10 protein-coding genes are annotated in these 13,528 nt (G+C 64.3%); 8 read left to right on the forward strand and 2 right to left on the reverse strand.

All coding sequences use genetic code 11. From position 1 onward, the window contains the following. Nucleotides 1-167 precede the first annotated feature (167 nt). Nucleotides 168-2,186: a thioredoxin domain-containing protein gene (locus tag NKI67_RS07690; protein WP_352644924.1), complete on the reverse strand. Its 2,019-nt coding sequence runs from the start codon at nucleotides 2,184-2,186 to the stop codon at nucleotides 168-170. Between the two features lie 59 nt (nucleotides 2,187-2,245). Here NKI67_RS07690 and mnmE point away from each other — a divergent pair, with 59 nt between their 5' ends. The 5 genes from mnmE (at nucleotide 2,246) to NKI67_RS07715 (ending at nucleotide 8,065) form a co-directional block, all read left to right on the forward strand. Beyond that, the gene (gene mnmE / locus NKI67_RS07695) at nucleotides 2,246-3,574 is read left to right on the forward strand and encodes a tRNA uridine-5-carboxymethylaminomethyl(34) synthesis GTPase MnmE (protein ID WP_023675927.1); all 1,329 of its coding nucleotides are present in this window, start codon (nucleotides 2,246-2,248) and stop codon (nucleotides 3,572-3,574) included. Nucleotides 3,575-3,776: 202 nt separating this feature from the next. Further along, on the forward strand, nucleotides 3,777-5,666 hold the full coding sequence (gene mnmG / locus NKI67_RS07700; protein WP_352644926.1) for a tRNA uridine-5-carboxymethylaminomethyl(34) synthesis enzyme MnmG: 1,890 nt from the start codon (nucleotides 3,777-3,779) through the stop codon (nucleotides 5,664-5,666). Further along, complete coding sequence (gene rsmG, locus NKI67_RS07705) at nucleotides 5,663-6,304, forward strand: 16S rRNA (guanine(527)-N(7))-methyltransferase RsmG (RefSeq protein WP_023675929.1); 642 nt, start codon at nucleotides 5,663-5,665, stop codon at nucleotides 6,302-6,304. Before mnmG ends, rsmG begins: the two co-directional genes overlap by 4 nt. A 33-nt stretch (nucleotides 6,305-6,337) precedes the next feature. Next, a complete protein-coding gene (locus NKI67_RS07710) occupies nucleotides 6,338-7,138 on the forward strand; it encodes a ParA family protein (RefSeq protein ID WP_084641031.1) in 801 nt (266 codons plus the stop codon). A gap of 45 nt (nucleotides 7,139-7,183) precedes the next feature. Continuing rightward, a complete protein-coding gene (locus NKI67_RS07715) occupies nucleotides 7,184-8,065 on the forward strand; it encodes a ParB/RepB/Spo0J family partition protein (protein WP_023675931.1) in 882 nt (293 codons plus the stop codon). A 228-nt stretch (nucleotides 8,066-8,293) separates the two neighbouring features. On the opposite strand, the gene holA is transcribed toward NKI67_RS07715, so the two are convergent. Next, nucleotides 8,294-9,340 (reverse strand): DNA polymerase III subunit delta, encoded by a 1,047-nt coding sequence (gene holA / locus NKI67_RS07720; RefSeq protein WP_023675932.1) that lies wholly within the window; start codon nucleotides 9,338-9,340, stop codon nucleotides 8,294-8,296. A gap of 430 nt (nucleotides 9,341-9,770) precedes the next feature. Between holA and NKI67_RS07725 the strand changes: the two genes are divergently transcribed. The 3 genes from NKI67_RS07725 to NKI67_RS07735 are packed head-to-tail and all read left to right on the forward strand — an operon-like array spanning nucleotide 9,771 to nucleotide 13,442. After that, nucleotides 9,771-11,003 carry a 3-methyl-2-oxobutanoate dehydrogenase (2-methylpropanoyl-transferring) subunit alpha gene (locus tag NKI67_RS07725; protein ID WP_023675934.1) on the forward strand — a complete coding sequence of 411 codons (1,233 nt, stop codon included), beginning with the start codon at nucleotides 9,771-9,773 and terminating at the stop codon, nucleotides 11,001-11,003. A 2-nt stretch (nucleotides 11,004-11,005) separates the two neighbouring features. Beyond that, nucleotides 11,006-12,019 (forward strand): alpha-ketoacid dehydrogenase subunit beta, encoded by a 1,014-nt coding sequence (locus NKI67_RS07730; RefSeq protein ID WP_023675935.1) that lies wholly within the window; start codon nucleotides 11,006-11,008, stop codon nucleotides 12,017-12,019. A gap of 10 nt (nucleotides 12,020-12,029) precedes the next feature. Further along, nucleotides 12,030-13,442, forward strand: a complete 1,413-nt coding sequence (locus NKI67_RS07735; RefSeq protein WP_023675936.1) for a dihydrolipoamide acetyltransferase family protein — start codon at nucleotides 12,030-12,032, stop codon at nucleotides 13,440-13,442. Nucleotides 13,443-13,528: the final 86 nt, after the last annotated feature.

Genomic DNA, 13,528 nt, shown 5'->3' on the forward strand with positions numbered 1-13,528 from the left:
GCCTTCCCTTCTCCCTTGTGGGAGAAGGTGGATTGGCGCGCAGCGCCAAGCCGGTTGAGGGGTGCCGGACGGAACTCCGTCGGCGCCAAGCTGGAACACCCCTCATCCGACCGAGCTTCGCTCGGCCACCTTCTCCCACAAGGGGAGAAGGTGGAGCCGCGTTGGACTCATTGCCGGTGCAACAGCCGCTCAAGCTCCTCGGCACTAGTCACCACCGGCAGGCAGACCTGCCCCGTGCAGAGCCAGGCGCCGGGCTCGGCCGTTGGCGGCATGACGCCGCCTGGCAAGGCCGGCAGATTTGTCGCCGAGCCAACAGGCACGACGATGTCCACCCGGCGCGGGTCTGGATTTCGATTCGCAACCGGAACAAGCCTTGGATTCTCCGGTCTATCCACGATCACCAGCTTCAGCGGTTCAAGCGACAAGGCACAGGCATTGACTATACCCGCCTGGCCATAGCCCTGGTGCTCCGCCCGCCCGCCCGCGTGCTCTGCGACTGTCCAGGCTTTTTCCCAGAGATCGAGATCGCCCGAAAGCGACGACAATCGGACCAGGGCTTCGATGATCTGGCCGGTAGCGGAAGGAATGGCTTCGTCGACATCGCCGCGGATGCGGATCGGCACATCCGCGCTGTCGGACGCGGTCAGATAGTAGCCGGTCTTGTCGCTGTCCCAGTGCCAAAGATCGAGTTGCTCAATGAAGTTCCCGGCGCGATCGATATAGTCGGGATTGCCGGTCGCCTCGAACAGTGAGATGGCGGCGTTGGCCATGGCGGCATAGTCGCTCGACAGAGCCGGAAACAGCTTCTTTGCGCCGAGCATCGAATGCGGCAGGCGGCCGTCACGTCCGGCAGCCGCAATTGCGGCAAAGGCCGCTGCCGCCGCTTCGATCCAGTCGGATCGGCCAAGCGACCGTCCGGCCTCGGCAAGGGCTGCGATCATAAAGCCGTTCCAGTCGGTCAGGGCCTTGCCGTCACGCCCGGGCCGCACGCGCTGTTCCCTCGCTGCCAGCAGCCTTTGCTTGAGCGGAACGAGAAGGTCACGATCGACGACGCTCTGCGCCTGTTGAGCATCAGTCTGGCAAATGATCGGCTTGCCTTCCCAACCATGCGTACCGGCAAGCGTGAAGTATTTGAAAAACAATGCTGAATCGTCGCCAAGGGCTGCTTCGAGCTCATCCCTGCTCCAGGTGTAGAACAACCCCTCCTCGCCCTCGCTATCGGCATCAAGGCTGGCGGCAAAGGCATCGCCCTCGACTCGCATTTCGCGCAACAGCCAGGCAATCGTCTCTTCGATTCGCAGCCGGAACAATTCCTTGCCGGTTGACGCACAGGCCCAATTGCACAAGCGGATGAGCTGGGCATTGTCGTAGAGCATTTTTTCGAAATGCGGGACCAGCCATTCGGCGTCGGTCGAGTAGCGGCTGAGTCCGCCGCCAATATGGTCATAGATGCCGCCGGCCACCATCTTTTCGAGGCTTAGGAGAACAGTGTCGCGGTGGGATGCGGTGCCGTCGCGCAGCCAGGACAGCCAGAGGCTCTGCATGAACGGCGCGTTGGGGAATTTCGGCGCGCCGCGCAGACCGCCCAAATCGCGGTCGATCATGCCGTCAATGCCATTGGCGAGGTTCGCCAGCATGCCGCGGTCGAGCACGGCCTTGCCATGGCTGCCCGCCAGCCGCGTCTCGACATGCGTGGTCAGGCCGTCGGCACTCTGGTTGAGGCTTTCTTTCTTCTCCCGCCAAGCCTTGTCAACCGCCTCCAGCACCTGGACGAAGCCCGGCCGGCCGTAGCGGGCTTCGCGCGGAAAGTAAGTGCCGCCCCAGAACGGCTTGCCGTCCGGGGTCAGGAACATGGTCAGCGGCCAGCCGCCTTGCTCGCCCATCGACGACAGCGCCGCCATGTATATCTGGTCGATGTCGGGGCGCTCCTCGCGGTCGACCTTGATATTGACGAAGAGACGGTTCATGACGGCGGCGACGTCGTCGTTCTCGAAGCTCTCATGCGCCATGACGTGGCACCAATGGCACGCGGCGTAGCCGACAGAGAGCAGGATCGGACGCTGCAGCACCTTTGCTTCGGCCAGAGCGGCGCGCGACCATGGCCGCCAGTGCACTGGATTGCCGCTGTGCTGCTGCAGATAGGGGCTGGCCTCTTCGGCAAGCAGGTTTTGTGCAGGCAATGTCACGGCGCTACTCGATGGCGGATTGAACAAGCATAGCTAGGGCGCTTCGGCAGAGCGGGCAAATGATTTCAAAAGACTCCATCGTGGCGCTGTCGAGCGGGCGCCTGCCGGCCGGCATGGCAGTGATCCGGATTTCGGGGCCGCAGAGTCGATTTGCTGTCGAAACGACTGCGGGATCGAAGGTGCCAAACCGCGTTGCCACCTATCGCAAGTTCCGGGCGCCCGACGGATCGGTGCTGGACAGCGGCCTGGTCGTCTTCTTTGCCGGCCCCGACAGTTTTACCGGCGAGGACGTTGCAGAGTTCCATGTGCATGGCGGGCGCGCCGTTGTGGCGAGGATGCTGGAAACGATCACCTCCTTCGACGGCGTCAGGCATGCCGAGGCTGGCGAATTCACCCGCCGCGCCTTTCTCAACGGCAAGCTCGATCTGGTCGAAACCGAGGCGCTGGCCGATCTCATCAACGCCGAAACCGAGGCGCAGCGGCGCTTTGCCGTTCACAACGCCCAAGGCGTGCAGAGCGAACTCTATCTGGGCTGGCGCCGACGGCTGATCCACGCCCGCGCGATGATCGAGGCCGAGATCGACTTTGCCGACGAGGATGACGTGCCGGGCTCGGTCGCCGATACAGTCTGGTCCGATGTCCGGGCGATGATCGGGGAAATAGAGCGCCACGTCGCCGGCTTCCGAGCTGCCGAAATCATTCGCGATGGGTTCGAAGTGGTAATCCTCGGCGCGCCGAATGCCGGCAAGTCCAGCCTGTTCAACGCCTTGGCGCAGCGCGAAGCGGCCATCGTCACCGACGAGCCGGGCACGACCCGCGACCTGCTCGAGGTGGTACTGGACCTTGAGGGGATGCGGGTAAGGGTAACCGACACCGCCGGCCTGCGCGAGGCGCCTGGCATGATCGAGGCGATCGGCATCGAGAAAGCCAGGACCAAGGCGCACAGCGCTGATCTGCTGTTGCTGCTGGAGGATCTGGCAGACCCAATCGCGATCGGTGTGCTGACGAGCGACATTCAGGCGCTGAGGGTCGGAACAAAAATTGACCTGTTGGGGGGCAAATCGCCCTCGCCCGCGGCGCACTATGATTTCGCTATCTCGACGCGGGACGGCACGGGTCTGACCGAACTGCTGGACGAGATCGGGCGTCGTGCCGCAGTCCAGATCGGCAAGGCCGGCGATATCCTGCCGTCGCGGCTGCGGCATGTCGAGCTGCTCAACGAGACGAAACGCTTCCTGCTCGCAGCAGTGGCCAGTTGTGATCGCGGCCAGGAACTGCAGGCCGAGGAGCTGCGCCTGGCGGCGGATCGGCTCGGACGAATCGTTGGGTCGGTCGATGTAGAGGATATGCTCGACGTTATCTTTTCGCAGTTCTGTATCGGCAAATGACTCACGTGAAACATTGCCAAGTGCCGAGATGCGGGCGTGTCGCTAGCGTGCTCGCATAGTGGCGGGAAGCCGGTGATGATTCACGTGAAACACGTAGCGATGAACGCAGACGGAATTGTTTCACGTGAAACGACTAGTTGGTGTCCTTGACAGTGCAGGCTCACGGGCACATGTGTCGGCAGATTTGAATCGGAATATACAAATGACCAATCACTATGATGTGGTTGTGGTGGGTGGCGGTCATGCTGGTTGCGAGGCAGCCAGTGCCGCTGCGCGGGCTGGCGCCAGGACGGCGCTGGTGACGCTGCGCTTCGACACGATCGGCGTGATGTCCTGCAATCCGGCGATCGGCGGCCTCGGCAAGGGCCATCTGGTTCGCGAGATCGACGCCATGGACGGGCTGATGGGGCGCGTCGCCGATGCCGCCGGCATCCAGTTCCGCCTGCTCAACCGCCGCAAGGGGCCAGCGGTGCGTGGTCCACGAACGCAGGCCGACCGAAAACTCTATCGCCTCGCCATGCAGGCGGCAATCCGCCAGCAGGCTGGCCTCGATGTCATCGAAGGCGAGGTGCTGGATTTCGAAATCAACAACGGGGAAATCGACGACGGACGCATCGCGGCGGTGCTATTGGCGGATGGAAGCCGGCTCGCCTGCGGCGCCGTGGTGCTGACGACCGGCACTTTTCTGCGCGGGCTGATCCATATCGGCGAGAAGAAGATCGTCGCCGGCCGCATGAACGAGCAGGCGAGCGTCGGCCTGTCGGCGACGATGAGCCGCGCCGGCTTCAGGCTCGGGCGGCTGAAGACCGGCACGCCGCCGCGGCTGGACGGCAGGACGATCGATTGGGCGTCACTGGAGAGCCAGGCGGCGGACGAGGACCCCGTGCCGTTCTCGCTGCTGACCGATCGCATCGAAAATCCGCAGATCCATTGCGGCATCACCCGAACGACCAATGCGACGCACGAGCTGATTCGCACCAATCTCGGCCGCTCGGCCATGTATTCGGGGTCGATCGAAGGCGTCGGGCCGCGTTATTGCCCGTCGATCGAAGACAAGATCGTCAAGTTCGGTGACCGCGAAGGCCACCAGATCTTTCTGGAGCCGGAAGGGCTGGACGACGACACGGTGTACCCGAACGGCATTTCGACCTCGCTGCCCGAGGACGTGCAACTCGACATCCTGAAGACCATTCCGGGGCTGGAGCGGGCAACCATGCTGCAGCCGGGCTATGCCATCGAGTATGACCATGTCGATCCACGCGAGCTCAAGCCGACGCTGGAAACCAGGCGGATCGCCGGCCTTTTCCTCGCCGGCCAGATCAACGGTACCACCGGCTACGAGGAGGCCGGCGCGCAAGGGCTGCTTGCCGGCTTGAATGCAGCGCGCAAGGCGTCGGCGAGCGAGGAAATCGTGCTGAGCCGCACCGAAGCCTATATCGGCGTGATGGTCGACGATTTGACCAGCCGCGGCATCGCCGAGCCGTACCGCATGTTCACCTCGCGGGCCGAGTTCCGGCTTTCGCTGCGAGCCGACAACGCCGATGAGCGGCTGACGCCACTGGCGATAAGGCTGGGGATTGCCTCGCCGGAGCGGATGCAGCGGTTCAACAATGGTATGCAAGACCTTGAGAAGGCGCGACAGCTCGCCCTCGGCACCACCATGACCCCCAATGAGGCAGCGCGCCATGGGCTCGAAATCAACCGGGACGGCGTCCGTCGCTCGGCCTATGAGTTGCTGGCCTATCCCGGCGTCGACATCGCTTGGCTGGCGCGGGTCGAGCCGGCTTTCGCGGCGATCGACAGCAAAACGGCCGAACGTCTTGAAACGGAAGCCAAATATTCTGTCTATCTCGACCGCCAGCAGGCCGATGTTTCGCAGATCAGGCATGAGGAGAGCAGGCTTATTCCCGAGTCGCTCGACTTTGCTTCTGTTCCCGGCCTGTCGAACGAGTTGAAGCAGAAGATGCTGGCACGCCAGCCGCGCTCGATTGCCGATGCGCAACGCATGGAAGGCATGACGCCGGCGGCGCTGGCGATTATTGTCGCCCATGTCCGCAATGCCGAGGCGGCCGCGCGAAAGCAGGTCGCGTGAGCGCTGCGTCCTGGGCAAACCTGCAGACGGCAGCGGGCCCGGTTTCACGTGAAACATTCGATCGCCTGGTCGAGTTCGAGGCCGTCTTCCAGAAATGGAACCGCCGGATCAATCTGGCCGCGCAATCGACGCAGGACGATGTCTGGCGCCGCCACATCCTCGACAGCGCGCAGCTGGCGCGAATCAAACCAGAGGCGAAGCGCTGGGTCGATCTCGGCTCCGGCGGTGGGTTTCCGGGCCTTGTGCTGGCCTTTTTGCTTGCCGAGCGGGACGGCGCCGGTATCGACCTGGTTGAAAGCAACCGGAAAAAAGCATCGTTCCTGCAAGCGGTCATCGGACAGTTCAGCCTGCCCGCCAAGGTTATCGCGCGCCGCATCGACGACAGCTATCCTCTTGTTCCAGCACCGCAAATCGTCACAGCCAGGGCACTCGCCTCGCTGCCGGCTTTGCTCAACCTGGCGGCACCGTGGCTGACCAAGGGGTCGCGCGGCCTGTTTCACAAAGGCCGGGATTACCGCGCCGAATTGGCAGAAAGCGCTCAACGATGGTCTTTCGATCTGGTAGAACATGCCAGTGCAACCGACGCGCAGGGCGTCATTCTCGAAGTATCCGACTTGCGACAGCACCCTGGCTTGTGACCGGCGACCCAAATGAATTTCTGGCATAGACCCATGATGAAGAACGGCCCCCGAATCATCACAGTCGCCAACCAGAAGGGCGGCGTCGGCAAGACGACGACGGCCATCAATCTGGCCACCGCGCTGGCGGCCATAGGCGAACAGGTGCTGATCGTCGATCTCGACCCGCAGGGCAATGCCAGCACCGGGCTTGGCATCGACCGGCGCGACCGCAGCGTCTCGTCCTATGATGTGCTGACCGGCGAGCTGGATCTCGAAGCGGCGGCGATCCCGACGGCGGTGCCTGGCCTGTCGATCGTACCGTCGACGCTCGACCTGCTCGGCATCGAGATGGAAATCGCCTCGGCGCCGGATCGGGTGCTGCGGCTGCGCAACGCGCTGCGGGCTTCGGCCGAGCGCTCGGCCAACTTCGGCTATGTGCTGATCGACTGCCCGCCGTCGCTCAACCTGCTGACACTGAATTCGATGGCTGCGGCCGATTCGGTGCTGGTGCCGCTGCAGTGCGAGTTCTTCGCGCTGGAGGGCCTGAGCCAGCTTTTGGAGACGGTCGAGCAGGTGCGCCGCTCGATCAACCCCGACCTGACGATCCAGGGCATCGTGCTGACCATGTTCGACGGGCGCAACAATCTCGCCAACCAGGTGGTGCAGGATGTGCGGGCGCATATGGGCGACAAGGTCTATGAAACCGTCATCCCGCGCAATGTCCGCGTTTCCGAGGCGCCGTCCTATGGCAAGCCGGCGATTCTCTACGACCTAAAATGCTCGGGCAGCCAGGCCTATCTGCAGCTTGCTTCGGAAGTCATCCGCCGCGAGCGCAAATTGCGTGTCGCCTAGCAGTAACCAACAAGCGATTCGATACCGAAACGATTTGGACGGACGATGAACGAAGACCCTTCGAGAAAAAGACTGGGACGGGGACTGGCGGCGCTGATCGGCGAAATCGATCGCCCGGCGGCTCCGGAAAAGCCCGGGCTGGCGGCCGACGGCAAGGTGCCGATCGAGTTCCTCAGCCCCAACCCGAAGAACCCGCGCCGGCATTTTGGCGACGCCGACCTGACCGACCTCGCCCAGTCGATCCGCGAACATGGCGTGGTGCAGCCGGTGGTGGCGCGGCCGTCGAAAACCCAAACGGGCCGCTACGAGATCATCGCCGGCGAGCGTCGTTGGCGCGCGGCGCAACGCGCCGGGCTGACCGAAATCCCGATCATCGTACGTGACGTCAACGATCGCACGGCGCTCGAACTGGCGATCATCGAAAACGTCCAGCGCACCGACCTCAACCCGGTCGAGGAGGCGCTGGGCTACCAGCAGCTGATCGACGACCACGGCTATACCCAAGCCGATCTCGGCCAGGTGATCGGCAAGAGCCGCAGCCATGTCGCCAATACGCTGAGGCTGCTGAAGCTGCCCGACGTCATTCGCGACATGCTGGTCGACGGCGCGCTCTCGGCCGGCCACGCCCGCACCCTGGTGACGGCCGACGACCCGGCCGGGCTTGCCAAGCGGATCATCGACGAGGGGCTTTCGGTGCGCCAGGCCGAGGCCTTGGCGCAGCTGCCGGTCGGCGCGCCGGCGGCAAAACGCCAGCCCGCCGCACCGCCGCAAAAGGATGCCGACACGCTGGCGCTGGAGCGGCTGATGACCAGCACGATCGGCATGATCGTCACGATCGAGCACAACCAGCGCGGCGGCGTGATCAGCGTCGCCTACCGGACACTGGAGCAGCTCGACGAGCTTTGCCGAAGGCTGAAGCGGGAGTAGGTAGGTTGCTAAAATTAGCCGGCAAATAACGTTTTGCTGCCGCGCGGTGATTGGCGAAATCGTCGAAGTAGTTAATCTCCCCCCTTGAGGGGGAGATGGCCGGCAGGCCAGAAGGGGTCGTCAAATTTCAAGCGCCCACGTCCTCTGTCTTCGCGGAAGGGGCTGGTGTTCTACGCGCTGTGACCCCCTCTGTCGCCTTTGGCGACATCTCCCCCTCAAGGGGGGAGATTAGGTGCGCTGCGCCAGCCTGGCACTCTCCACGGTAATGCCGAGCAGGGCCTGGCGTGCCAGCGCGACCGACAGATCCGGCCGCCGGCGTGTCTGCAGGATCGCCGTCTGCAGGCGGTTGAGGGCGCGGCCGAGCGCTTCGCTGCTCCACCGTTCGAGGGCTTTCTCGACCAGCTTGCGCCGCGAAAAAAAAACCGGCGGGCGCGCCGCGGCTACGACCGAAGCGGCATTGCGGCCGCCGGCGTCCATCTGGCCGCGCATCGCCTGGATCGCCTGCAACTGCCGCATCGCCGATGAAAGTACCAGAAAGGGCTGGCCGCCGGACTGGCAATGGCGGGTGAAGGCGGTATCGAAGTCGGCGATCCTGCCTTCGAGCAGGGCGTCGACCGCCGCATCGAAGGAGAGGCCCGAGACATCGCCAGACGTCGCCTTGACGTCGTCGAGGCCGATTTCGGCCTGGCCATGCGCGTAAAGCACCAGCTTTTCGATCTCGCCGCGCGAGGCCAGCCGGTCGCCGCCGAGATTGCGGCGCAGCGCCTGCCGCGCCTCCAGTGTCATCGACATGCCGGCCTTGCGCAGTTCGTCGTCGATGACCGTATCGATATCCCTGGCCTCATCGGCATAGCAAGGCAATGCCATGGCATTGTCCGCCGCCTCCACCACGGCGCGCAGGCCGACACCCTTCTTCAAGTCGCCGGCCTCGATGAGAATGATCGCGTCCCGCGCGGGCTCCGACGTCAGCGCCTTGACGTCATCGGCAAGCGCCTTCTGAGCGCCGGCATTGCGCACCCATAGCAGGCGCCGCTCCGAAAACATCGGCACGGTGCGGGCCTCGTCGAGCAGGCGGCCCTCGTCGCGATCGACTTCCGATCCGTCCAGCCTGACGACCGAGAACGGATCGTCAAGCGGCAGGCCGGTCTTGCCGGCAAAGGCCTTTGCCCGCTCGGCAACCAGCCCGCGATCGGGACCGTAAAGCAGCACGATCGAGACGCGCGGATCCGGCTTCGCGAGCCATGCATCGACCTCGTATGCTTTCTTTTGTGCCATAGGCGCTGATTAGCATGACGCGGGCGCGGGGTGAACGGCGCCGCCCTCCTTTCCTTCTCCCCCTTGTGGGAGAAGGTGAATTGGCGCGTAGCTCCAAGACGGTTGAGGGGTGCCGGCCGGAGTGCTGTCGATGCCAAGCTGGAACACCCCTCATCCGACCGAGCTTCGCTCGGCCACCTTCTCCCACAAGGGGAGAAGGAGGTGCCCGCGCCGACCAACCCGACGCATTGCCTTATCTGGCGGGAAACCCGGCGCAATCATCTCCCAAATTGCGCGCCGATCCGGAAGATCGACAAGAAATTTCGCCGACATATCTCCATCCTGTCTGCCGCGGGCAGCAGCCAGCGGCAGCGAAGCCTCGCCCGACGAATTGGCACTGGTCTGGCGGTGTGCAAATATCCTAGCCGGGCAACAGTGGAGGACCGAGATCATGGCCGATGCCGGAATGCTGCGCTTCCATGTTCCGGAACCGGAAGTGCGGCCGGGCGGGACGCCGGATTTCTCCAATGTGAGCATTCCAAAAGCTGGCTCGGTGCCGCGCCCGAAGATCGACGTCGACCCGCGCGACATCCGCGATCTGGCGTTCTCGATCATTCGCGTGCTCAACCGCGCCGGCGAGGCTGTCGGGCCGTGGGCCGGCCTGCTTTCCGACGAGGAACTGCTGGAGGGGCTGCGCCATATGATGACGCTGCGCAGCTTCGATGCGCGCATGCAGATGGCGCAGCGCCAGGGCAAGACCTCTTTCTACATGCAGCATCTCGGCGAAGAGGCGGTGAGCTGCGCCTTCCGCAAGGCGCTGTCGCGGGGCGACATGAATTTTCCGACCTATCGGCAGGCAGGCCTGCTCATCGCCGACGGCTACCCGATGGTCACGATGATGAACCAGATCTATTCGAACGAGGCCGATCCGCTGAAAGGGCGGCAATTGCCGATCATGTATTCGTCGAAGGAGCACGGCTTCTTCTCGATCTCCGGCAATCTGGCGACGCAGTACATCCAGGCGGTCGGCTGGGCGATGGCCTCGGCGATCAGCAATGACCAGAAGATCGCCGCCGCCTGGATCGGCGACGGCTCGACTGCCGAGTCCGACTTCCATTCGGCGCTGGTGTTCGCCTCGACCTACAAGGCGCCGGTCGTGCTCAACGTCGTCAACAACCAGTGGGCGATCTCGACCTTCCAGGGCATCGCCCGCGGCGGTTCCGGCACGTTTGCCGCCCGTGGGCTCGGCTTCGGTATTCCGTCGCTGCGCGTCGACGGCAACGACTATCTCGCCGTCCATGCGGTGGCCAAATGGGCGGCGGAACGGGCGCGCAGCAATCTCGGGCCGACGCTGGTCGAATACGTCACTTACCGCGTCGGCGCCCATTCGAGCTCCGACGACCCGTCGGCCTACCGGCCGAAGGCCGAGTCCGATGCCTGGCCGCTCGGCGACCCGATCGTCAGGCTGAAGAACCATCTCATCCAGCGCGGCGTCTGGTCGGACGAACGCCACGCCCAGGCCGAGGCCGAAATCCTCGACACGGTGATTTCGGCGCAGCGGGAGGCCGAGCGCCATGGCACGCTGCATGCCGGCGGCAAGCCCTCGGCGCGCGACATGTTCGAGGGCGTCTATGCCGAGATGCCGCCGCATCTCAGGCGCCAGCGCCAACACGCAGGGGTCTGACCATGCCGCGGCGGACCATGATCGAGGCGATCCGCGACGCCATGGACGTGTCGATGGCGCGCGACGAGCGCGTCATCGTGTTCGGCGAGGATGTCGGCTTCTTCGGCGGCGTCTTCCGCTGCACCCAGGGCCTGCAGGCGAAATACGGCAAGAGCCGCTGCTTCGATGCGCCGATCAGCGAATCCGGCATTGTCGGCGCGGCTATCGGCATGGCCGCCTACGGGCTGAAGCCTTGCGTCGAGGTGCAGTTTGCCGACTATGTTTATCCGGCCTACGATCAGATCGTCTCGGAAGCGGCGCGGCTGCGCTACCGGTCGAACGGTGATTTCACCTGCCCGATCGTGGTCAGGATGCCGACCGGCGGCGGCATTTTTGGTGGCCAGACCCACAGCCAGAGCCCGGAGGCGCTGTTCACCCACGTCTCCGGCCTGAAAGTCGTGGTGCCCTCGAACCCGCATGACGCCAAGGGCCTTTTGATCGCGTCGATAGAGGATCCGGACCCGGTGATCTTCCTGGAACCGAAGCGGCTTTATAATGGCCCTTTCGACGGTCATCACGAGCGGCCGGTAACGCCATGGTCGAAACATGAGCTCGGCGAAGTCGCCGACGGCCATTACACGGTGCCGCTCGGCAAGGCGGTGATCCGACGGCCGGGTGCGGCAGTCACCGTGCTTGCCTATGGCACGATGGTCTATGTCGCCCAGGCGGCAGCCGAGGAGACCGGCATCGATGCCGAGATCATAGATCTGAGGACACTGCTGCCGCTCGATCTCGAGACGATCGTCGCCTCGGTCAACAAGACGGGGCGCTGCGTCATCGTGCACGAGGCGACGCTGACATCGGGGTTCGGCGCCGAACTTTCGGCGCTGGTTCAGGAGAGCTGCTTCTACCATCTGGAAGCGCCGGTGGCGCGGGTCACCGGCTGGGACACGCCCTATCCGCATGCGCAGGAGTGGGACTATTTTCCTGGTCCTGCCCGGCTAGGCCGCGCGCTCGTCGAAACGGTGGAAGCCTGAAGGGGGAACGATGGGCGAATATGTCATCAAGCTGCCCGATGTCGGCGAAGGCGTAGCCGAGGCCGAGCTCGTCGAATGGCAGGTCAAGGTCGGCGATCTCGTGCGCGAGGATGCCGTGCTGGCCGCTGTCATGACCGACAAGGCGACGGTCGAAATTCCTTCGCCCGTCGATGGCGAAATCGTCTGGTTGGGCGCCGAGATCGGCGACACGGTGGCGATCGGCTCGCCGATTGTCAGGTTGAAGGTGGCGGGCGAGGGCAATGTCAGGGATGCTGCGTCGCAGGCCACTGAGGCGGGCGCCAAGAATACCCCCACCGAGCGCAGTACCCCCACCCCTAACCCCTCCCCACAAGGGGGAGGGGGACGTGCCGCAACCTCCAAGGCCGAACCCGAGACCGCTCCACGATCATCTGAAAAAACACCAACGCATAAGGGACTAAGTGCGGCGGGTGGCGAATCCCCCTCTCCCTTGTGGGGAGGGGTTAGGGGTGGGGGTACTGCCGCCGGTGGGGGTACTGCGCGGACCTCCGGCGCGCCGCGTCCGGAGGGCGAAAAGCCACTGGCCTCACCGGCCGTCCGCTTGAGGGCGAAAGAGGCCGGCATCGACCTTCGGCAGGTCCCGGGAACCGGCCCGGCCGGCCGCATCCAGCATGAGGACATCGAGGCTTTCCTGGCGCGCGGACCTCTGCTCGCCAAGGTTTCCGGCCTTGCCCGCAACGAGGCGGTCGAGGACATCAAGATAGTCGGGCTCAGGCGAAAGATCGCCGAGAAGATGACGCTGGCCAAGTCGCGCATCCCGCATATCACCTATGTCGAGGAGATCGACGTCACCGCGCTCGAGGATTTGCGCGCCGCGCTCAACAAGGAGAAGCGGCCGGGCGGGAACAGGCCGAAGCTGACGCTGCTGCCGTTCTTGATGCGGGCGATGGTCAAGGCAATCGCCGACCAGCCCAATGTCAACGCACTGTTCGACGACGAAGCCGGCATCGTCCACCAGCATGGCGGCGTCCATATCGGCATCGCCGCGCAGACGGCTTCCGGGCTGATGGTGCCCGTGGTCAAGCACGCCGAGGCGCGCGACATCTGGGACTGTGCAGCCGAGGTTGTCAGGCTGGCCGAGGCAGCAAAATCCGGCACGGCGACGCGCGACGAACTCTCGGGATCGACCATCACCATCACTTCGCTGGGCGCCATGGGCGGCGTGGCGACGACGCCGGTGATCAATCATCCGGAAGTGGCGATCGTCGGCGTCAACAAGATGATGGTGCGGCCGGTATGGGACGGTACCCAGTTCATCCCGCGCAAGATGATGAACCTGTCCTCCAGCTTCGACCACCGCGTCATCGACGGCTGGGACGCGGCGGTGTTCATCCAGCGGATAAAGACGCTGCTGGAAACGCCGGCGCTGATTTTTGTGGATTGATGAGATGAACAGAGGATCGCAGGGGCGCGAGATGAGAGCAGTAGCGATCCTTCGCGCCCCCCTCTGCCCTACCGGGCATCTCCCCC

Origin of the sequence: Mesorhizobium sp. M0408, assembly GCF_040321495.1 — a bacterium.
Taxonomy (GTDB): Bacteria; Pseudomonadota; Alphaproteobacteria; order Rhizobiales; family Rhizobiaceae; genus Mesorhizobium.